Here is a 19,980-nt window from a genome sequence, read left to right on the forward strand (position 1 = left end):
AAATGCCTCATCTCGTTCCTGTCGCTGAAGGGTAATCATTTTACACACACCGACGGCGATACTAAAGCGCAGATGTGTTTTACCGCAGGTTTTCCTGGGGCTGCGTCTGGCCCAGGCTAAGGGTGTATTCAGTCTTTTATCGCTACATAAGGAAGGGAAATATTATGTTTCGGGTCGTCTCTGTGCTGGCGGTACTGGTGGCATCGCCAGCGATAGCAAGCGTGGGGGATTTAACCTTCAAAGTTGAAGAAAAAGTTGAGGTTTATTCCCGTACTTGCTTTGAGTCAATTGGTTATGTTGATAAGGACGAAGTTGGCAATGAAAACCTTGATTTCAACTTAAACGCTGAGTGCGGAAAGCGACTGGCGGAACTCACGCGAGCGAACATTGGCAAGAGGTTGTCTGTCTATTACGAGGGCAACAAACTGTCCAGCGCAAACATCGTTTCGGTTCTCAGAAATAGTTTCAGGCTTTCATCGAATGAAATGCCCCGCGTGGTGCTTTTGCAACTGCTTAATGACTACGGGGTTAAACAGGAGTAGCCAGGACGTAGCAGCCCGCCCAACAGAATTATTCTTTAATAGATTGCCACCTCTGGTAATAAGCGGGTTTCCAGCCGGCTGCTACACTTTAAAATCCACAAACCAAAAAGGAGCAAAACATGTTATCAGGCAAAGCGAAAGATAAAGCAGAAGAATTCGCTGGCTTAGCAGAGGAAGCCTACGGTGAAGCCGCTGACGCCCCTGGCCATCGCTTACGTGGCGCGACTCGCCGCTATGCGGCTCAGGCCAGCGATACCGCACGTGAAGTAACCAGCAACGTGCGTGACCAGGTCTCTGATAACCCGATTTCCGGTCTGGCAATCGCCGCTGGCGTTGGCGTTATTTTCGGTTACCTGCTTGGCCGCAGATAAGCAAGCCGCAGCATAGACCATCAAGATAGTGCGCAATACAAAAAAGCCGCCTCATTTTATGAAGGCGGCTTTTACATTGCAGCAACTCAGCGTTACATGGCGTACGAAAGTTGAATAATGGTTTTGGTATCGGTGTGATCTGGCGCTGATTCAGGTGGACGCTGGTTCCAGGTGACGTTGTAGGCCAGCTTGAGGGCAAACTTCTCGTTCAACGCAACCTGTAGCCCGGTTTCGGAGTTTACCGTAGTGTCGTCACTGCCCAATACCGACACGCCCTGGATAAACTTGGTATTATCAGTCAGCTGCCATTGGTAGGTAAGCGCACCGTATGCCAGCGCCTGAGTTTTATGACCACCATCGTGGTAATCGTCATAGCGAACGCCTGGACCGATTTCAGCACGCAGTGAGTGAACAGGACCATTAAGGATCTGGCGACCATAACCCACAGCAGCAACGGTACGGCCATCGTATCCATTAAAGCGGTCGCTGAGCCAGCTCACCTGGCCAAACAGATAATCAAAATCATTCACGTTGTAACGAGAACGGCCGCCTAAGGTGTAAGTTTCCGAAGAGCGCTCATCGTTTGAAGACGCGTTAGACGCATTGCCCCATAAGCTGTAAGCGGTTGACGGCTGATACCAGGTAGCATTTGCCGAAGCGGTTGCTGAAGAGCTTCTGGTGTTACCACTTTGCGCCAGATAGCCAGCCGCAACATCACCCTCAAAGGGTTTTTTGGCTGTGGATGGGTCATCCATGACGGTGAAAACTGCGTTGTCGGCGAAAGCCTGATGCGAAACGATCCCAGCCGAGATGAGAAGAACTGCAGACAGCTTATTAAGCGTTTTCATTAAATTAAGACCCGTTACAACTTATTTAAAAAAGTTGAGTCTGAAGAGTTTTGCAAGGCGATCAATGCAATTTACGGTAAGTATCGTAACAAATTGTTAAATCACTCTTATAACTAAACATCCTGACAGACTTACCCCATCAAATCAGAACTTTCTGATGCGCACAATATTATAAGCCGACAAAGTTAAAAATACAGTGTATTTGCATGTTTACCGCCATCGGCTGCGGTGAAATGGGCTTACCAGGCTATGCTTAGCGTTATGCCGATAGGAGAGCAACCATGAACGATCGTAACCCCAAAGCCTATGTTGTCACCCTTGAATATCATGAAGAGGGACTTGCCGACCTTATGGAGCTAAACAGCGCAATGATTAACGGTGGATTTAAAACTGCGCTGCATGATAGCGATGGTCATCCCCATGAATTAGGAACCAACAGCTTCGGCATCATCAGCGCCAATGACGAGGACACCCTGTGCAAACAGGCTGAAGGGTTAGCGGAAATGGCCCTCGACAAAAAGCCGGCGGTAAAAATTGCGACATTTGAAGCATTTTTAAGCCAACACGCTGATAATCGCCGTTAAAACAGCGTAAACGCTGGCGCTTCGCTGAATATTGTTTAATATTTAGACGCTGAATTCGTTATTATCGCGACAAGAGGACAACCGCTATGTGGTCAGCCATTGCTCGTATGTTAAGCGAACAACTCGGTGAAGCGGAAATCACAGAACGCATTCCCCTGCCCGCTGGCGATGTTCACCCGGCGTGGCGCCTGCGCTATGGCGAATATGACATATTCGTCAAATGCAATAAGCGGGAAATGCTCGACTTATTCAGTTGGGAAGCCGACCAGCTGGCGCTGCTGGCCCGCAGCGATACCGTGCGGGTACCTGAAGTATATGGCGTCGGCAGCTATCGCGACGGCAGCTTCCTGCTAATGGAATATATTCCGCTGGAACCGCTGGATAAAGCCGATGCATTTCTGCTTGGTCAACAGCTGGCAAGGCTTCATCAGTGGAGCGAACAGCCGCAGTACGGCCTCGATTTTGACAATAATCTGACCACCAGCCCACAGCCCAACAGCTGGCTAAGGCGCTGGTCCGTGTTTTTTGCCGAACAGCGTATCGGCTGGCAGCTGGAGCTGGCGGCAGAAAAAGGCATTCAGTATGGCGATGTCGACCTGATAGTTAACTGCGTGCAGAACACGCTACAGGGCCATAACCCGCAGCCCTCTCTGCTGCACGGTGATTTGTGGCCGGCGAACTGCGGTGGCAGCGACGAAGGCCCATGGATTTTTGATCCCGCCTGCTACTGGGGAGACCGCGAGTGTGACCTTGCAATGCTCAGCTGGTTTCCTCAATTACCCGGTCAAATCTTCGAAGGTTATCAGTCGGTCTGGCCGCTAACGGTCGGTTATGCCCAGCGCCAGCCGGCTTATCAGCTCTACTATTTGCTTAATCGGGCCAATGTTTTCGGCGGTCCGTGGCTGGGCGAAGCCCAGCAAGCGGTTGGAATATTGCTGGATAACGATCAAGTATTGGGCAAGCAGCACGCCCGCCCGGCCTGAAGTTAGTGAATAAAGCCGACAAGCTTAAGAATAAAGTAGCCGGCAACCACGATAATAATGGGCAAAATATAGAGCGGAAAAATCTGCAGGAAGATGGTGTGGTGCGGCATGACAATTTTGTTCTCCAGCTCCTGCCGGCTGTGCCCTTCTTCACCGCGCGCCTTTTCAAGAATCAGGCGATCTTCAATGCCCTCACGTATATAACGATACTGACGCCACATACGCGCGCCGGATGCCTGTAGCGCCAGCCCGATAAAAATCAGAATAAAAATAATCCAGAAGCCGATATTGCTGCCGCCGTTAAAATTCGGCGTCGGCGAACTGCTCCATAAGCTGTTAAGAAACGGCGTATTGAAGCGCGCCACGTCGATCATCACATGAACAAAGTCCTGCATTACCGCATTAATTCCTTCACGCTTGTCGTGTTGCAGGTCGAGAAACTTCAGCAGAGAAATCAGCGTCGACAGAAATGCAGGAATAAAAATCACCCAGCCCAAAATGCGCTTGGCGATGGCAATTTTACCTGCCTGTTGGTAAGTCATGTCCTCTCCCATCCGGATACAATTCTGGCAATAATTCTACCTGCAGTTGCATAAAAGCGCCTGTAAATTCCCTCGGTTCAGCGTCTATAGCACTCTGATAACAAAAAAACCACGGTTTGGTAAGCCACGAATCACATGATAATGTGTCGCAAAACTTTTCAGGAGACGCAGTATGTCTTATACAAGACCGGTGCAGGCGGCAATATTCGATATGGATGGTTTGCTGATTGATTCAGAACCTCTGTGGAAACAGTCCGAAATGGAAATTTTCGCCAGCCTCGGCGTTGACCTTTCACGCGCCGGTGAAGTGCCGGAAACGCTGGGTTTACGTATCGATCAGACGGTAAATCTATGGTACGACGTGCTGCCCTGGCAGGGTCCGGATCGTCAGGAAGTCACCGCCCGCATTATTACCCGCACGATTGAAAAGGTCGAAGAAACCCGTCCGCTGCTGCCGGGAGTCGAGCAGGCTCTGCGCTTATGCAAAGCCGAGGGGCTAAAAATCGGCCTCGCCTCCGCCTCCCCCCTGCACATGCTGGAAAAGGTCACTGAAATGTTCGCCATTCGGCCGTGGTTTGATGTGCTGGTTTCCGCAGAGCTACTCCCCCACAGCAAACCGCATCCGCAGGTATATCTGGACGCCGCATTGCAGCTGGGCGTCGATCCCCTTAACTGCGTTACGCTGGAAGACTCCTTTAACGGCATGGTAGCGACCAAAGCCGCGCGCATGCGCTCCATCGTCGTACCTGCGGCAGAATTCAGACAGGATGCCCGCTGGGCGCTGGCGGACGTCAAACTGGGCTCCCTTGAAGAGCTGGACAGCCGCCACCTGGCCGGCTAAGGCAGCCGGCCCCTCAAGAGCGACGACGGTCCGGCAACGGCCCTGATTAAACCCTCATCCCGGCGCACTACGCTGAGACGAGGAAACGGCGCACTTACAAACACCCATCCCCTGTAACCATTATGATTTATTTTTAGTTACAGGGTCACCATTGCCGGATACTGGATAAATTCCCTATACTGGACAAATCACCAGTAATCAATGGAAAATCCCATGACGGCGGAAGGTCATCTTATTGTTGCCATTGCCGGCGCGATCTTTGCCAAGCGCGCGGCGCTGACGCCGGAGCTGGCGCACGCCGACTGGTGGCATCTTATCTCCGCCGCCTTGCTAACTTGCCTGCTGCCCGATATCGATCATCCCAAATCATTTCTCGGACAGCGCCTGCGTTGGATATCGCATCCGGTTGCCCGCATAGTTGGTCATCGCGGGTTTACCCATAGCCTGCTTGCGGTTTGTGGCGGCATTATGCTGCTTCAGCTGCACTTTCCTGAAAATGCCTGGATTCCGCCGGATGCCTTTCAGGGCATGGTTGTCGGTTATCTCAGCCATATCGCGGCAGATATGCTCACCCCGGCCGGCGTTCCTTTACTGTGGCCCTGCCGCTGGCGTTTTTGCCTGCCGCTGTTAAACAGTCAGAAAGGCAACCAGCTGGAGCGGGTATTGAGTCTTTCACTGATGATACTTGCTCTGTGGTTCCCCGCCGACGCCCCGCCATTTGGCGCCGATGGCTGGTCCGCACATCTGGTTAATCTCGCGCAAAGCGGCTTCCAGCGGCTGTTCTCAAAATCGACTGCCCAGTAAATGTTCGAAATCGAACTATTCGTAATAAGCCATTCTATTTGGATATAAGAGGACGCTCCGGGGCCCATGCTATTATGCATTTTTGCTACAACTTAACGCGGAATATATACCGTGAACGCTCCCGGCCAGATTAAAACTGCGGGAAAGAAGGAGAACGGGGATGAATTATCCATTAATAGCCAATGTCATCGTATTTTTTGCCCTGCTAATTGCGCTGGCGAAAACCACGCGCGCCAGCTGGAGCCTGTCACGTAAAGTGATGACCGGTTTAGTGGTTGGCGTCGGCTTTGGCTTTGCTTTACAGCTTATTTATGGCGCCAGCAGCCCGGTGCTTAAAGCCTCAGTTGGCTGGTTTAATATTGTCGGTAATGGCTATGTTCAGCTCTTGCAGATGATCGTTATGCCGCTGGTGTTTGTTTCAATACTGAGCGCCGTCGCGCGGCTTCACAGCGCCTCTTCCCTTGGCAGGATCAGCGTACTGACCATCGGCGTACTGCTGTTTACCACGCTAATTGCTTCACTGGTCGGCGTTCTGGTTACCACGCTGTTTGGTCTGACGGCCGATGGTCTGGTACAGGGTGCGCAGGAAACGGCGCGTCTGGCGACAATTCAGGGTAGCTACGCCGGTAAAGTCGCCGATCTGACGGTGCCGCAGCTGTTGCTGTCATTTGTGCCGAAAAACCCGTTTGCCGACCTGACCGGCGCTAACCCGACGTCAATTATCAGCGTGGTGATTTTCGCTGCATTCCTCGGCGTTGCCGCCCTGCACCTGCTGCGGGATGATAAAGAAAAAGGCCAACGCGTACTGACGGCGATTGATACGCTACAGAGCTGGGTAATGAAGCTGGTACGTCTGGTGATGAAGCTGACGCCCTACGGCGTAATGGCGTTAATGACCAAAGTGGTCGCCAGCTCAAGCGTTAACGACATCATCAAGCTTGGCGGCTTTGTCGTTGCCTCTTATCTGGGACTGGCGATCATGTTCGGCGTTCACGCGCTGCTGCTGTCGGTAAACGGCGTCAATCCGCTGCGTTTTTTCCGTAAGGTGGCACCGGTTCTGAGCTTCGCCTTTACCAGCCGCTCCAGCGCCGCCAGCATTCCACTGAGCGTAGAAGCGCAAACCCGACGCCTTGGCATCCCGGAATCTATTGCCACCTTCTCCGCCTCGTTTGGCGCAACTATCGGTCAGAATGGCTGTGCCGGCCTCTACCCAACTATGCTGGCCGTGATGGTGGCGCCAACGGTTGGCATTAATCCGCTCGATCCGGCGTGGATCGCCACTCTGGTCGGTATTGTGACCTTGAGTTCAGCCGGCGTGGCCGGCGTCGGCGGCGGCGCGACCTTCGCGGCGCTAATCGTCCTGCCGGCAATGGGCCTGCCGGTCACGCTGGTTGCCCTGCTGATTTCCATTGAACCACTGATCGATATGGGACGCACTGCGCTAAACGTTAACGGTTCAATCACTGCCGGTACGCTGACCAGCCAGTGGCTGCGGCAGACGGATAAAAAACTGCTGCACGCTGACGCCGAGCAAAATTTTGAGTTAGCTAATCGTTAAGCTCCGGCGCTGAAAACCAACGCTATCAGGCCCCCGTGAAACATTTCCCGGGGGCTTTTTTATTATCTGATGCGGTAATCTGATAGCGATCGTGGAGGCGGCGTTAAGAAAGCGTTAAGCGCTGTAATTAACCGCAAAAACCACGGCTTTCAGCTTGTGTTTTAGCGTGGCCGGGTGAATGCTGATAGCCGATTCACCCGGAGCCATGCGCTATGAAAACAACGATTGCTTTATTGCTCAGCACCGCTTTACTGGCGCCGATCACGGCCAGTGCGCATCCATGGGGGCCAGGACCTGGCGGGCCTCACGGCGGCTGGGGCCACGGACGCGGTTGGGGCCCCGGGGCGGGATGGCATCGCGCCCCAGGCAGAGGCATCCCCATCCTGCCCGGCATAGCAACGGCGATACTGGTCGGCGGCCTGACCTATTATTTGTTAAACGGCACTTATTATCAGCGCCAGGGAGACACTTATTATGTCGTCCAGCCGCCGGCGCAGCAGGTTAGCAGCTATAGCGATCAGCCAATGCGCGCGCTGGATTATAACGGCCAGCGCTTTTATGTGCAGGATGGGCATTACTATCGGCGTGATATTAACGGCCAGTATCTGGAAGTTCCCCGCCCGCCTGGCCTGTAGCCAGAAACAACAGCGGCCACCAAAGGTGGCCGCTGTTTTATAACAGGTGTTAAATCACTGACCGCTCTGCGGGTCGGTATCGTACTCTTTACAACTCTGGAAGCCGTAGTTCATCACGCGCCCGGTATCGCTGTAGCTGACAAAATAAGTCTGCTGCTTGCCATCACGTTGACCAAGGACATAGGTCTGGCAGGTTCCGCGCGCATGCACCATGCTGATTTCCGTGGCAGGAGGACCGGCAATGTCACGTACCTGCTGCTTGGTCATCCCCTTCTTCACATCCTGAACCACAGGCTTGGTAACAAAATTTTCTGCACGATCGTAAGCCGTACAGCCAGATAAAATCGACAAAGCCACAACGCCGCCCATCAGTCCCATTAACTTAGTCATCTTTTAATCCTCATTATTATCCATGTCATGCATAAGCCTGGAATAGAGTTGCTGAATTATCAAGTTATTGGCGTGATTAAACTTTTAGTCCCCCATTGCCAAAGGTGCAGGTCATGATTATTCTGCACAACCTGTTGGTAACGACTAATTAACAAACCTGCTTTACTGAGGCGCTATGACCACACCTGCTGCGCACCGCCGCATTGTATATGCACTGACTTTGAGCTTACTGGCGGCAATGGGGCCGCTGTGTATTGATCTCTACCTTCCGGCTTTGCCAGCACTGGCAGCCGATCTACAAACCCCGACCGCCAGCGCTCAGCTGAGCCTGACGGCGGGCATGGTTGGTCTGGGACTCGGGCAGCTGCTGTTTGGTACCCTGAGCGACAAATATGGTCGCCTGCGCCCGCTGATGCTGTCGATTATACTGCTACTGCTGGCCACGCTGGCTTGCGCGGCGGCGCAAACTATCAACCAGTTCCTCTGCGCGCGCCTGTTTGAAGGTCTGGCCAGCGCTGGCGGTTCAGTGCTGGCGCGCGCCATTGCCCGCGATATGTATAACGGCCATGAGTTAACAAAATTCTTTGCGCTGCTGATGTTAGTTAACGGGCTTGCGCCAGTATTCGCCCCGGTTCTGGGTGGCGTGCTGCTGTCGTTCCTTAACTGGCGCGGTTTGTTCATTGCGCTGGCGATTATCGCCGCCGTTCAGTTCGTCGTCGCGCGCATTAATCTGCATGAAACCCTGCCGCCTGAGCGGCGAAGTCAGGGTAGTCTGCTGCAATCCTGGGCCGCATTGGGAGTGGTGCTCAAGCATCGCAGCTTTATGAGCTTCTGCCTGCCGCAAGGATTTATGATGGCCAGCATGTTTGCCTATATCGGCGCCTCTCCGTTTGTTCTGCAGCAAATTTATGGTCTGTCACCGCAGGCTTTCAGCTTTTGTTTTGCCGCCAACGGTATCGGCCTGATTCTTGCTTCACAAATTAGCGCGCGCCTTAGCCAGCTATGGGGGGAATACCGGATACTCAGCTGCGGGCTGACATTAGCGATAATTTCGTCAGCGTCGCTGGTCGTCAGCGCCCTGCTCCATGCACCGTTGTGGGGCGTTTTGCTGACGTTATTTTTCAGCGTAGCCTGTACCGGCATCATTACGGTAACCGCCGGCTCGCTGGCGATGCAAAGTCAGGGAGAGCGCGCCGGCAGCGCATCGGCGATCATTGGCGTCACGGCTTTTACTCTCGGCGGCGCCAGCGTGCCGCTGACCGGACTTGGCGGGACATCGCTGATGAGCATGGCCGTCACCATTTTCGGCTGCTGCCTGCTGGCCACGTTGCTGTTCCTCCTGCTGGCCCGCAAGCCACAGAGGCAATCTGTCTGATTTCGCCGCAGCCAGCACCGACCGGCAGGATTGCGCCTTGTTGTTTAGCACGAGGCGCGTTAGCTTTAACCCATAATGATATCATCGCGCGTTGCCGGCGCGCGGCGTCACCTAACCAAGGAGTGATAAATGGCTCTGCAGCAGGAAATTATTGCCGCCCTGGGCGTAAAACCCACCATCGACGTTCAGCAGGAAATCCGCACCAGCGTCGACTTTCTCAAAGCCTACCTGAAAAAAAACACCTTTATTAAAAGTCTGGTGCTGGGAATAAGCGGCGGCCAGGATTCCACGCTGACCGGAAAACTGTGCCAGATGGCAATCACTGAGCTACGCCAGCAGACCGGCAATAACGATTACCGCTTTATCGCCGTTCGCCTTCCCTATGGTGTGCAGGCCGATGAACAGGATTGCCAGGATGCCGTCGATTTTATCCAGCCTGACCAGCTGCTGACGGTAAACATTAAAGAGGCGGTGCTGGCAAGCGAGCGGGCGCTTCAGGCGGCGGGCGTGGTGCTTTCCGATTATATTCGCGGCAACGAAAAAGCCCGTGAGCGAATGAAAGCGCAATACAGTATCGCCGGGATGCACGCCGGGGTGGTAGTGGGTACCGACCATGCAGCAGAAGCGGTTACCGGCTTTTTTACCAAATACGGCGACGGCGGCACCGATATCAACCCTATTTTCCGCCTTGATAAAGGCCAGGGAAAGCAGCTGCTTAAGGCGCTTGGCTGTCCTGAACACCTTTATCTCAAGCACCCCACCGCAGATCTGGAAGATGACCGCCCCGGCCTGCAGGATGAGGTGGCGCTCGGCGTCACCTATGCGATGATCGATGCCTACCTCGAAGGCCAGACTATCGCTGCCGAGGCGGCAAAAACCATCGAAAGCTGGTACCTAAAAACCGAGCATAAAAGACGCCCGCCGATTACGGTATTTGACGATTTCTGGAAATAATAATTAAGACTCACTCCCGGATGAAGCCGCGCGCTTCATCCGCTTTCGCAGGGACAGCATGGCCAATAATTTACAACGCGCGACCTTCATCGGCCTGTTGGCCATTATCCTCTGGAGCACCTCGGTCGGGCTGATTCGCAGTATAACCGAAACCTTCGGCCCGCTGGGCGGCGGCGCCCTGCTTTACAGCGCCACCGCTCTGCTATTGTGTTTCACGCGTGGCTTACCGCGCTTGCGCACCGCGCCAAAAGGTTGGTTGTTAAGCGCCGGCTTACTGTTCGTTAGCTATGAAATCGCGCTTGCCACCGCTCTGGGTCTGGCAGCAAGCCGCCAGCAAGCCCTTGAACTTGGCATGATTAACTACCTCTGGCCCAGCCTGACCATCGTACTGGCCATCGCACTTAACGGCCAGCGCTGGCGCTTCTGGCTGTGGCCTGGGCTGTTACTGGCGCTGGCAGGAATTATCCGGGTTCTCGGCGGCGATAATGGCTTCAGCCTGACGGCGCTGAAGGACAATATCCACCAGCAGCCGCTGGCCTACGGGCTGGCCGGTTATGCGGCCCTTGCCTGGGCGCTGTACAATAACATTACTCGCCGCTTCGCTCGCGGCCACAACGGCGTGACGCTGTTCTTCCTGGTAACCGCGTTGGCGCTCTGGGCCGGGGTGATATGTTCTCCTCAACCGCTAAAGTTAAGCTGGCAACCGGGCGCCTGGCTTGAGGTGCTCATCATGGCTGCGTTCGTCGCCGCAGCCTATTCTTGCTGGGACTGGGGTATACAGCACGGCAACCTTAGCCTGTTGGCGGCGGCCTCTTACTTCACGCCGGTGCTCTCGTCGCTGCTGGCGGCTATCTGGCTGGGAATAACGCCCGCGTTTGCCTTCTGGCAAGGGGTGGCAATGGTGACCCTGGGGTCGTTGCTCTGCTGGCGTGGGACGCGCTGACTTCAGCGTGTTTGCCACTAAAATCGTCTGCTATACTGTATATAACAACAGCCTTGTGGAGTTTTTTGTGAGCAGACGTTTTACTGCCGGTCGTCCCGAATACGATAAAACTGCAATCTATCAATACCCTGAACATCTGCGTCCTTCGCTGGAGGCCTTACCTGGCCAGCCCGGCGTTTATACCTTTCACGGCGAAAGCACCACGCTGCCGCAGTATATTGGTAAAAGTATTAATATTCGCAGTCGGGTGCTTTCTCATTTACGCACCCCCGACGAAGCATCGATGTTACGTCAGGCTAGACGCATCAGCTTTATTACCACCGCCGGCGAACTGGGCGCCTTACTGCTGGAAGCGCAGATGATTAAGCAGTATCAGCCGCTGTTTAATAAGCGCCTGCGCAAGAATCGCCAGCTGTGTTCATTACATCTGCTCAATGGCAGACCTGAGGTGGTGTATGCCAAAAACGTCGATTTTGCCGCGGCACCGGACCTTTTTGGCCTTTATCCCAGTCGCTACGCCGCATTGCAAGCGCTGCAAAAGCTGGCCGACACCCATCAGCTTTGTTACCCGCTGCTAGGCCTTGAACCAACCTCACGCGGCAAAGCCTGCTTTCGCTACGCGCTTGGGCGTTGCGCTGGCGCTTGCTGCGGCGCGGAAACAGCAGAAAACCACTTTCAGCGCTTACGGGCGGCGCTTGAGGTTCTCAGGGTACAGTGCTGGCCGTGGCCCGGCCCGGTAGGGTTAGTGGAAGATAGCCTGCATGGCAAACAGATCCACGTGGTGTGCAACTGGTACTATCTCGGATCGGTAACGGAGGTTGAGCAGGCCAGCGCGCTGACGCGCACCCTGCCCGCCTTCGATCAGGATGGCTATAAGATCCTCTGTAAGCCGCTGCTAAGCGGAAGTTATGACGTTATTCCCCTGTAGCCAAAGCAAAACCGCCGAAACTGTCCACATCAGATGGACAATATCCGGCGGTCTCTTCTGGCAAGTTGGTCACACGCTGCGCTGCGATTAACCTTTGCTAACGGGCGCAGACTGATGATGGGCCGGTTTTTCAGTCAGATGCTTTTCAAAATTGGCATTGAACTGTTTTTTCTGTTCAGCCGTCAGCACGTTATACAGTTTGTTCTGGGTTTCCATCATTTTCAGCACCCGGCCCTTGTCAGCTGCGGACACTTTATCAGCCTGAGCCTGTGCTTTTGCCGCATCAAAGCTGTCAGTAGCGATAATGCTGTGCATTTCGCGACGCTGCTCCAGCGATGGCCGTGGCATATCTTTATGGGCATCTTTCATGATAGTGCGCATTTGCTGCTTCTGCGCGTCGGTCAGGTTGAGGTTTTTAAACATCCACATGCCGTGTGCGCCATGATGCGGGCCTTTATGCATCATGGGCTTCTCGCTACCAGCAGGTGGCGGAGTCAGATTATCAGCGGCAGCATGAACCAGATTAGCCGCACCCAAAGCCAGTGTAGTAGCAACAATAAGAGAGGTTAGCTTACGCATAGTTTTTTTCCTTACAGGTCGGAACGATACGACGGTCTGTCGTGATGTCGGGACTCAGTGTATGACGCTCAATGTCAAGCTACACACATCACGGGTAAAGCCATGCAAGCGTAAAAGAACTTAATGGCGCAATCATGGAGGGAATGAGAAGAAATGCGTGAAGAATTGCTAATGAATGTGACTGATAATGGCGTTTATGCAGAAATTATGGAGACGGTCATCATTGCTAACGCTGGCAGGTTGCCCGCCGTAGCGGGCAAAGAGAGATCAGGAGGCCGCCTGCTGGCGCTCATCTACCGACTCCAGCTGTAGCGCCTGATTATGTGCATTGTCTTCCACCAGCATCAAACCGGCCCGCAGCCCGCAGGCAACATCAGGATTTGGGAAAAGTACATATTCACGCGCCTGCTGTACGTAATAGCGCGTTTCACCGTCTTCCGCCAGCAGCGTCCCCTGCGGAAAGACGGTAAAATTCAGCGTATCTTTACTCATGTGCAGCCGGAACTGAGCAGATAAGCGCGTAATCTGCTGTAATACCCGGTAGCGGCGCGGAATACTGGCATCCGCCCCCACCTCCTGGCCGCAAATAAGCGCCCGTAGCGCGGCATCAGCGTCGCTGAACTGGCTTAAATCATTGTGACCAAACGCCAGCGCCTTACCCAGTTCAAGGGTACAGCTGTTGGCCTGAAAACAGTGATGGCTAAAGTGCGTATAGGTGCCGCCGGGCGCGCGATGAAAGACCAGAGCCTCGAGGCCAGCTGCGCTCAACCAGCGCAGAAATGCCTGCGGCCAGGGCTTGTCGCGCTGCGGCAATACGCCAAAACGCGTATGCCAGGAACCGCGGATCGCGGTATGTAAGTCGAGATGCCAGCGCAGCTCTTCGTGACTGCCTGACAGATAGAAAGTTTCAATGGCCTGTTCAAGGCACAGGGCGCGGCGCGCTTCCGCGCTATCAGGAAACTGCTGCCAGCGTCCACCAAACATGCGGTTCACATCAGCCTGCAGATAGCGTTTATTCTCCCGCATCGCCGCCGGATTGCCGATAATGATCAGTAACCGCATCGCCAGCGGTAGATCGCCGGCTATCAGCTCACTGGCAATCTGATTAACCATTTCTATCGGGGCGGTTTCATTGCCGTGGATACCGCAGGAAACCACCAGCGCCATGTTGGTTGAAGGATGCAATGGCGTGAGCTCGATAATACCTTCATCGCGCCAGAGCCAGCTAAGGTGTTGATTACGTCCCTGGCTGATTACGGGCTTCTCACCGGCGAAGGTGAGAGATAACAAATCCTGCATTTACGCTCCTTATTGTTTCTCTCCTGTCTGCTGCCTGATGCGCTAAGCTTTCATTCACTTAGCGCAAGATTCAGGGTTCATCCGTGATTATTGTTGAAAATTATAGACATTCCCTAAGTCTAGCAGCTTCGTCAGTTCATCGAGCGCCACGCGCCCTTCATCCAGTAACTGCGGGTCGGCAAGATCCTGCTGGCTCAAACGATCGCGATAGTGGCGCTCCACCCACTGGTCGAGGGTGGCGAACAATGTTTCGTTCATCAGCACCGCCGGATTAACCTTCGCCTGCTCTTGCGGCGTCAGCACTACCCGTAAGCGCAAACAGGCTGGTCCGCCGCCGTTACACATACTTTCACGCAGGTCAAACGCCCGCAGTTCGCGTATCGGACCTTGTTGTTCAGTCAGCTCATTAAGCCAGCGCCAAACGCCCTCATGCCGACGCGCCTCTTCCGGCAGCACCAGCAGCATGTTGTCATCGGGCCGGGTCAGTAACTGACTATTAAACAGGTAGGTTTGCACGCAGTCTGCAATGCTGATGCGACTGGCGGGCACCTCAACCGGCGTAAATCCGGGAATTTTTTCCGCCAGTGAACGATACAGCGCCGGCTGATCGACAAAGGCCTGCTGATGACAAAAGAGTACCTGCTGATTGCTGACCGCAATCACATCATTATGAAATACCCCCTGATCGATCGCCGCCGGATTTTGCTGGGCGTAAATCGCGCAGCCCGGGACCAGCTGGTTAAGGCGGGCGACCGCCTCGCTGGCTTGCCGCGTCTGGCGCGCCGGATAACGCTGGGGTCCGCGTTCGGGATGTGACTCATCGCGCCCATAGATAAAAAGCTGCACGCCGGCAGAGCCGTAGCCAGCGCCAAACCGGTTATGGTTGGCCGCGCCTTCATCACCAAACATTGCCACCTGTGGCAAGGCATCATGAACGGCAAAATGGTCGGCGTCGCGGAAAATAGCCCCCAGCAATGACGAGGTGGTTGTCGCTTCGATCGCCCGGTGAAATTTATTATTCAGGTTGGCGACGGTGAAATGCACACGGCCGTCAAGGGTATCGGCTGAAGGGGCCACGGTGGCTGCATTAGCAACCCACATCGCCGATGCCGAACTCACGGCGGAAAGCAGGCCAGGCGCCTTTTTCACCACGTCCTGCAACACCCGCGCATCGCTACCGCTGAATCCCAGCTGGCGCAGCGCCGCCATATCCGGACGCTGATGCGGCGGAATAACGCCCTGCACAAAGCCCATATCCGCCAGCGCTTTCATTTTCATCAGCCCCTGCTTTGCCGCCAGACGCGGGTTAGAGAGCTGAAACTGATTGCGGGTAGAGGCTTCATTGCCAAAAGACAGCCCGGCGTAATGATGGGTTAATCCCGGCAGGCCATCAAAGTTTGCTTCAGTGGCTTTCATTGCGGCTCTCCGCCAGGGCTGAAATCAAGTCCGGGTGACAACGTCACGGGAAGCGATAAATCCGCACTCTCCAGCGACGCCATCGGCCAGGCGCAGTAATCGGCGGCATACCAGGCGCTGGCGCGATGATTGCCGGAGGCGCCGATACCGCCAAAGGGCGCGCTGCTGGCGGCGCCGGTTAGCGGCTTGTTCCAGTTAACGATGCCGGCGCGCGCTTCCAGTAGCAGCCGATCAAAGTCTGCGCGATGCGGTGAGATAATGCCGCAAGACAGCCCGTAACGGGTTGCGTTTGCTATCTGTATCGCATCATCCAGCTCATCGTAACGGATGACGGCCAGCAGCGGGCCAAACACCTCTTCATCCGGCAGTTCCCCCAGGGCGGTGACATCGATAATACCCGGCGTCATCAGTGCGCTGCTGCGGTCAGGCCACGACATCGCCAATAATACATCGGCGCCAGTCGCGACCCGCGCCTGCCACGCCTGCCATATCTGCTCCGCCGCCGCCGGAGAGATCACGCTACCCATAAATGGCTGCGGCTCGGCGTCCCAGCGGCCCGGCACCAGGCGTGCGGCGACTTCCACCAGCCGGCGCAGAAAGGCATCACCTGCCGCTCCGCGTTTTACCAACAGTCGGCGCGCGCAGGTACAGCGTTGACCGGCGGTAATAAAGGCCGACTGAATAGTCAGATGCACCGCCGCTTCGCACGCTTCAGGCGCTTCGACAATCAGCGCATTGTTGCCGCCCATTTCCAGCGCCAGCATTTTCTCCGGCTGACCGGCGAGCTGGCGATGCAGCTGATAGCCGGTGCGGGCGCTGCCGGTGAATAGCACTCCATTAATTGCAGCATCCTGCGCCAGCGCCTCGCCGGTTTCCCGTCCCCCCTGAATCAGGTTGATCACGCCGGCGGGCAAGCCCGCCTGCTGCCACAGTTTTACCGTCAGCTCTGCGGTTGCCGGCGTTTGTTCACTGGGCTTGAACACAATGGTGTTACCTGCCAGCAGCGCCGGAACAATGTGACCATTGGGCAAATGTCCGGGAAAATTATAGGGACCAAACACCGCCATAACGCCGTGTGGTCGATGGCGAAGTCCGCTATCAGCCGACTGACTTTCTCCGGTACGGGCGTGCCAGGCTTTCACGGAAATGGCGATTTTATTGATCATCGCCTGCACTTCCGTCTGCGCCTCCCAACGGGGCTTGCCGGTTTCACGGGCAATGGTCTCACTGAGACTGATTTTGTTCTGTTCAAGCAACTCAGCAAAGCGCTCCGCTAGCGCCTGACGCCGGGCAAAGCCATAGCGTGCCCAGTCGGCAAAAGCGGTGCGCGCTGCCTGACAGGCAAGCGCCACCTGCTCACGACTGGCCGCTTTTCCCTGCCAGAGTTGCGACGAAGTTACAGGGTCACTCTTTTCCATCAGCGGCCCTTCTCCGGCCAGCCACTGGTGATTAATCAAATGCGTCATACGCTTTTCTCCTCGGGGTTGAGCGTGACGATGCGCAGCATATCGCCGGGGCTACTGCGCAAAATATCTGCCTGCTCCGCTGTCAGCATCACCTCTGGCGCACGCGGATCGGCGGCTACCAGCAACGTACGAAAATCATCAAAGCGCTCATTGCTCACCAGACAGGGGGTTAACGAACTGTTCTGCGGCTGCGGCGCCTGAATACGCAGCGGACGCCGCTGGCTTTCGCGTATTGCCCGCACGTCATCAATATTGCACTCCAGCGTCGGCCCGCCGTCGAAAATATCGATGTAGTGTTGATAATGCAGTCCTTCAGATTCCAGCACCGCTCTGGCCGGGGCGGTGTGTGGATGCACCTTGCCGATCACCCGCTGCGCATCGGCGTCAAGGTAATCGATATACAGCGGATGTTTTGGCATCAGCTCAGCGATGAAGGCTTTTTGTCCGGTACCGCAGAGATAATCGGCTTCGCTAAACGCCATGGAAAAAAAGCGCTGTCCAACGCTGTGCCAGAAAGGCGAATAGCCATCCCCCTCAATGACACCGCGCATTTCCGCTACGATCCGCGTGGTAAATTTATCGCGCGATCCCGCCATAAACAGAAAGCGTGATTTCGACAGCAGATAGCCGTTTTTGTCGCGGCGATAGTCGGGGTCAAGAAACAGCGTGCAGAGTTCGCTGCTGCCGGTGTGATCATTACTGAGCGTCAGGGTTGGCATCACGTTATAGATGTTCAAAGCGCGTGAAGCATGAACCTGATTGCCAACGCGGAAGTTATACCAGGGGTCCTGTAACCCGACGGCAACCTCAATGGCGCTAATCCCTACAGCCTGATTGTTTTCACTGTCAGCCAGCACAAAAACATAACCTTGCTCGGCTTGCGGTAATCCGCCCTGCCAGGTAAGTATTGAGCGTTCAATACGCGCCTGCAGCGTGTCGGCATCGGCGGGTAACGAGGTTAATCCCCCGCCGGTTTTGCCAGCCAGGTGCATAAGCTGCGCCAGATCATCGCGCTCAACAGGACGAATAAACATCATGTTGCCAGCCCTCGCACCAGCTTTTCACAGGCCCTTTCAAAGCGTTCCAGACCGGTTTTGACTTCCTGCTCACTGATGATCAGCGATGGCGCAAAGCGTACCACGTTGGCGCCGGCAATCAGCACCATCACCCCTTCCTCTGCGGCAACCAGATTGATCTGCTTTGCCTTACCGGAAAAGTCATCGCTCAGCACGCAGCCAATCAGCAGGCCCATCCCGCGAACTTCTTTGAATAAATTCAGCCGCTTATTGATAGCCTCTACGCCGTCAATAAACCAGCGATGGCGTGCCTCAACGCCGTCCATGACTTCCTGACGATTAATTAAATCCAGCACCTTCCCACCCACGGCGCCAGCCAGCGGGTTACCACCATAAGTGGTGCCGTGGCTGCCAACAACCATGACGCTGGCAAGGTTGTCAGTGGTCAGCATTGCGGCCATGGGGAAGCCGCCGCCCAACGCCTTGGCGGTGGTCAGCACGTCCGGCGTTACGCCGTAGTGCATATAAGCATAAAGCGCGCCGGTGCGACCGACCCCGCTTTGCACCTCATCAAATATCAGCAGCGCCTGGTGTTTGTCGCACAGCTCGCGCAGCCCGCGCAGAAACGCCGGTTCAGCAGGCACCACGCCGCCCTCTCCCTGAATGGGTTCAACAATCACCGCGCAGGTCCGGTCATTAATCAGCGCCGCCGCCGAAGCCAGATCGTTAAACGCCGCGTGCTGGATATCCGCTGGCAGCGGCGCGAAATCTTTTGAATAAGCGGGCTGACCACCTGCGGATACGGTAAACAGCGTGCGTCCGTGGAAAGCGTTGCTAAACGCCACAATGCCGCTTTTATTCTGATCAAAACGGTCATGGGCATATTTACGCGCCAGCTTGAGCGCCGCCTCATTGGCTTCGGCGCCGGAATTACAGAAGAATACTTTTTCAGCAAAAGTCGCATCGATCAGCTTCTTCGCCAGCCGCAGTATCGGCTCGTTAGTGTAGCCATTGCCGGTATGCCACAGCTGAGCGGCTTGCTGCGTCAACGCCTGCTGCAGTTCCGGATGGGCATGTCCAAGGGCATTCACTGCAATACCGCCGGCAAAGTCAATATAGTCTTTGCCCTGCTGGTCCCAAAGCGTTGAGCCTTCGGCCCGCACCGGTACAAATGTCGCCGGCGCGTAGGTGGGCATCATCCATTGCTCGAAATTCTCACGTGATACTGACTGTTGCATAGCGACCTCGGAATTCCCGTTACGGGCTTTGAATGTTATGAATAAGTTAAAACCATCGCTGTTAATGTAATTTGCACGCTTCATGCCAGCCAGCAATAAAATGCATAAAATAATTCCATGCAATAAAAATCAACAAGTTACAACCTGTCACTATTCATTAAAAATGCATAATAAGTGAATAATTGTCTGATAAAGGCCAGTTTGCCGCACCATATAAAGCTGATTTATGCATTTGTAAAATAAAATATTGCTTTTGTGATCGATGCCGAAAAGACGCCCTGAAATGAGGCAGTTAGCGCCCCGATAGCGGGCAATTTGCACCCTCAGCAGGCAGCATGGGCATATTGATTTTGAGCAGAAGGCACAAATAACCCCGCCAGCCGTCAATGACGCTGACCCGCATCAGTTATTTTGCTGAGCAATATAATCATCACCTTTGTCATTAATTTAACCCGCGTGGTTGCCAGATTTTTTTGAGCGCAATGAAGTCATCTCAACGCAGTCTCGTTTGTTTTTCATTACTATCCCCTGCGATGAAATAACACCGCTGCTTAATTAAAATTTTTACTATCCATATGATAATTTTTTGTTATCACAAATAATATCATCACGAAGGTTATTATTCTTATGGAGGAGGCAGGCTCGTTAGCAGAAAAGCGATAAACAAA

The 19,980-nt window shown here is 54.5% G+C and carries 21 protein-coding genes; 12 read left to right on the plus strand and 9 right to left on the minus strand.

The genetic code is table 11. From position 1 onward, the window contains the following. The first annotated feature begins 164 nt into the window (after window positions 1-164). Both BTJ39_RS04665 and BTJ39_RS04670 read left to right on the plus strand, forming a co-directional pair. Window positions 165-542 carry a SecDF P1 head subdomain-containing protein gene (locus BTJ39_RS04665; protein ID WP_078001512.1) on the plus strand — a complete coding sequence of 126 codons (378 nt, stop codon included), beginning with the start codon at window positions 165-167 and terminating at the stop codon, window positions 540-542. Between the two features lie 119 nt (window positions 543-661). Continuing rightward, window positions 662-913 (plus strand): ElaB/YgaM/YqjD family protein, encoded by a 252-nt coding sequence (locus BTJ39_RS04670; protein ID WP_078001513.1) that lies wholly within the window; start codon window positions 662-664, stop codon window positions 911-913. Between the two features lie 92 nt (window positions 914-1,005). On the opposite strand, the gene BTJ39_RS04675 is transcribed toward BTJ39_RS04670, so the two are convergent. Next, window positions 1,006-1,761: a DUF481 domain-containing protein gene (locus BTJ39_RS04675; RefSeq protein WP_078001514.1), complete on the minus strand. Its 756-nt coding sequence runs from the start codon at window positions 1,759-1,761 to the stop codon at window positions 1,006-1,008. Between the two features lie 281 nt (window positions 1,762-2,042). On the opposite strand from BTJ39_RS04675, the gene ghoS reads away from it, so the two are divergent. Together ghoS and BTJ39_RS04685 are read left to right on the plus strand one after the other, a co-directional pair. Then, window positions 2,043-2,345: a type V toxin-antitoxin system endoribonuclease antitoxin GhoS gene (gene ghoS, locus BTJ39_RS04680; protein WP_078001515.1), complete on the plus strand. Its 303-nt coding sequence runs from the start codon at window positions 2,043-2,045 to the stop codon at window positions 2,343-2,345. 86 nt (window positions 2,346-2,431) lie between these two features. Continuing rightward, on the plus strand, window positions 2,432-3,328 hold the full coding sequence (locus BTJ39_RS04685) for a fructosamine kinase family protein (protein WP_078001516.1): 897 nt from the start codon (window positions 2,432-2,434) through the stop codon (window positions 3,326-3,328). Between the two features lie 2 nt (window positions 3,329-3,330). Here the strand turns inward: BTJ39_RS04685 and BTJ39_RS04690 are convergent, their stop codons facing one another. Beyond that, a complete protein-coding gene (locus BTJ39_RS04690) occupies window positions 3,331-3,870 on the minus strand; it encodes a YniB family protein (protein WP_078001517.1) in 540 nt (179 codons plus the stop codon). 172 nt (window positions 3,871-4,042) lie between these two features. Here BTJ39_RS04690 and hxpB point away from each other — a divergent pair, with 172 nt between their 5' ends. The 4 genes from hxpB to BTJ39_RS04710 all read left to right on the plus strand — a co-directional run bounded on the left by hxpB (window position 4,043) and on the right by BTJ39_RS04710 (window position 7,708). Continuing rightward, window positions 4,043-4,711, plus strand: a complete 669-nt coding sequence (gene hxpB / locus BTJ39_RS04695; RefSeq protein ID WP_078001518.1) for a hexitol phosphatase HxpB — start codon at window positions 4,043-4,045, stop codon at window positions 4,709-4,711. 213 nt (window positions 4,712-4,924) lie between these two features. Further along, entirely contained in the window at window positions 4,925-5,515 is a 591-nt protein-coding gene (locus BTJ39_RS04700) for a metal-dependent hydrolase (protein ID WP_078001519.1), read from the plus strand. Window positions 5,516-5,675: 160 nt separating this feature from the next. Continuing rightward, the gene (locus tag BTJ39_RS04705) at window positions 5,676-7,073 is read left to right on the plus strand and encodes an L-cystine transporter (RefSeq protein WP_078001520.1); all 1,398 of its coding nucleotides are present in this window, start codon (window positions 5,676-5,678) and stop codon (window positions 7,071-7,073) included. A 212-nt stretch (window positions 7,074-7,285) separates the two neighbouring features. Continuing rightward, the gene (locus BTJ39_RS04710; RefSeq protein WP_078001521.1) at window positions 7,286-7,708 is read left to right on the plus strand and encodes a DUF6515 family protein; all 423 of its coding nucleotides are present in this window, start codon (window positions 7,286-7,288) and stop codon (window positions 7,706-7,708) included. A gap of 54 nt (window positions 7,709-7,762) precedes the next feature. Here the strand turns inward: BTJ39_RS04710 and osmE are convergent, their stop codons facing one another. Further along, window positions 7,763-8,098 (minus strand): osmotically-inducible lipoprotein OsmE, encoded by a 336-nt coding sequence (gene osmE / locus BTJ39_RS04715; RefSeq protein WP_078001522.1) that lies wholly within the window; start codon window positions 8,096-8,098, stop codon window positions 7,763-7,765. Between the two features lie 175 nt (window positions 8,099-8,273). Between osmE and BTJ39_RS04720 the strand changes: the two genes are divergently transcribed. The 4 genes from BTJ39_RS04720 to cho all read left to right on the plus strand — a co-directional run bounded on the left by BTJ39_RS04720 (window position 8,274) and on the right by cho (window position 12,298). Next, window positions 8,274-9,473 (plus strand): multidrug effflux MFS transporter, encoded by a 1,200-nt coding sequence (locus tag BTJ39_RS04720; protein ID WP_078001523.1) that lies wholly within the window; start codon window positions 8,274-8,276, stop codon window positions 9,471-9,473. A 129-nt stretch (window positions 9,474-9,602) separates the two neighbouring features. Further along, complete coding sequence (gene nadE / locus BTJ39_RS04725) at window positions 9,603-10,427, plus strand: ammonia-dependent NAD(+) synthetase (RefSeq protein WP_078001524.1); 825 nt, start codon at window positions 9,603-9,605, stop codon at window positions 10,425-10,427. A 58-nt stretch (window positions 10,428-10,485) separates the two neighbouring features. Then, entirely contained in the window at window positions 10,486-11,370 is an 885-nt protein-coding gene (gene yddG / locus BTJ39_RS04730; protein ID WP_078001525.1) for an aromatic amino acid DMT transporter YddG, read from the plus strand. 67 nt (window positions 11,371-11,437) lie between these two features. Further along, on the plus strand, window positions 11,438-12,298 hold the full coding sequence (gene cho, locus BTJ39_RS04735; protein ID WP_078001748.1) for an excinuclease Cho: 861 nt from the start codon (window positions 11,438-11,440) through the stop codon (window positions 12,296-12,298). A gap of 87 nt (window positions 12,299-12,385) precedes the next feature. Here the strand turns inward: cho and spy are convergent, their stop codons facing one another. The 6 genes from spy to BTJ39_RS04765 form a co-directional block, all read right to left on the minus strand. Then, window positions 12,386-12,877: an ATP-independent periplasmic protein-refolding chaperone Spy gene (spy, locus tag BTJ39_RS04740; protein ID WP_078001526.1), complete on the minus strand. Its 492-nt coding sequence runs from the start codon at window positions 12,875-12,877 to the stop codon at window positions 12,386-12,388. Between the two features lie 267 nt (window positions 12,878-13,144). Continuing rightward, window positions 13,145-14,176, minus strand: a complete 1,032-nt coding sequence (astE, locus tag BTJ39_RS04745; protein ID WP_078001527.1) for a succinylglutamate desuccinylase — start codon at window positions 14,174-14,176, stop codon at window positions 13,145-13,147. A gap of 87 nt (window positions 14,177-14,263) precedes the next feature. After that, window positions 14,264-15,592 carry an N-succinylarginine dihydrolase gene (astB, locus tag BTJ39_RS04750; protein WP_078001528.1) on the minus strand — a complete coding sequence of 443 codons (1,329 nt, stop codon included), beginning with the start codon at window positions 15,590-15,592 and terminating at the stop codon, window positions 14,264-14,266. Then, window positions 15,589-17,058 carry a succinylglutamate-semialdehyde dehydrogenase gene (gene astD, locus BTJ39_RS04755; protein ID WP_078001529.1) on the minus strand — a complete coding sequence of 490 codons (1,470 nt, stop codon included), beginning with the start codon at window positions 17,056-17,058 and terminating at the stop codon, window positions 15,589-15,591. The genes astB and astD overlap by 4 nt, the downstream gene beginning before the upstream one ends. Next, entirely contained in the window at window positions 17,055-18,095 is a 1,041-nt protein-coding gene (gene astA / locus BTJ39_RS04760) for an arginine N-succinyltransferase (RefSeq protein ID WP_078001530.1), read from the minus strand. The genes astD and astA overlap by 4 nt, the downstream gene beginning before the upstream one ends. After that, window positions 18,092-19,312: an aspartate aminotransferase family protein gene (locus BTJ39_RS04765; RefSeq protein WP_078001749.1), complete on the minus strand. Its 1,221-nt coding sequence runs from the start codon at window positions 19,310-19,312 to the stop codon at window positions 18,092-18,094. Before BTJ39_RS04765 ends, astA begins: the two co-directional genes overlap by 4 nt. Window positions 19,313-19,980 lie beyond the last annotated feature (668 nt).

It is taken from the genome of Izhakiella australiensis, from assembly GCF_002006995.1.
In the GTDB taxonomy this organism is placed as follows: domain Bacteria; phylum Pseudomonadota; class Gammaproteobacteria; order Enterobacterales; family Enterobacteriaceae; genus Izhakiella; species Izhakiella australiensis.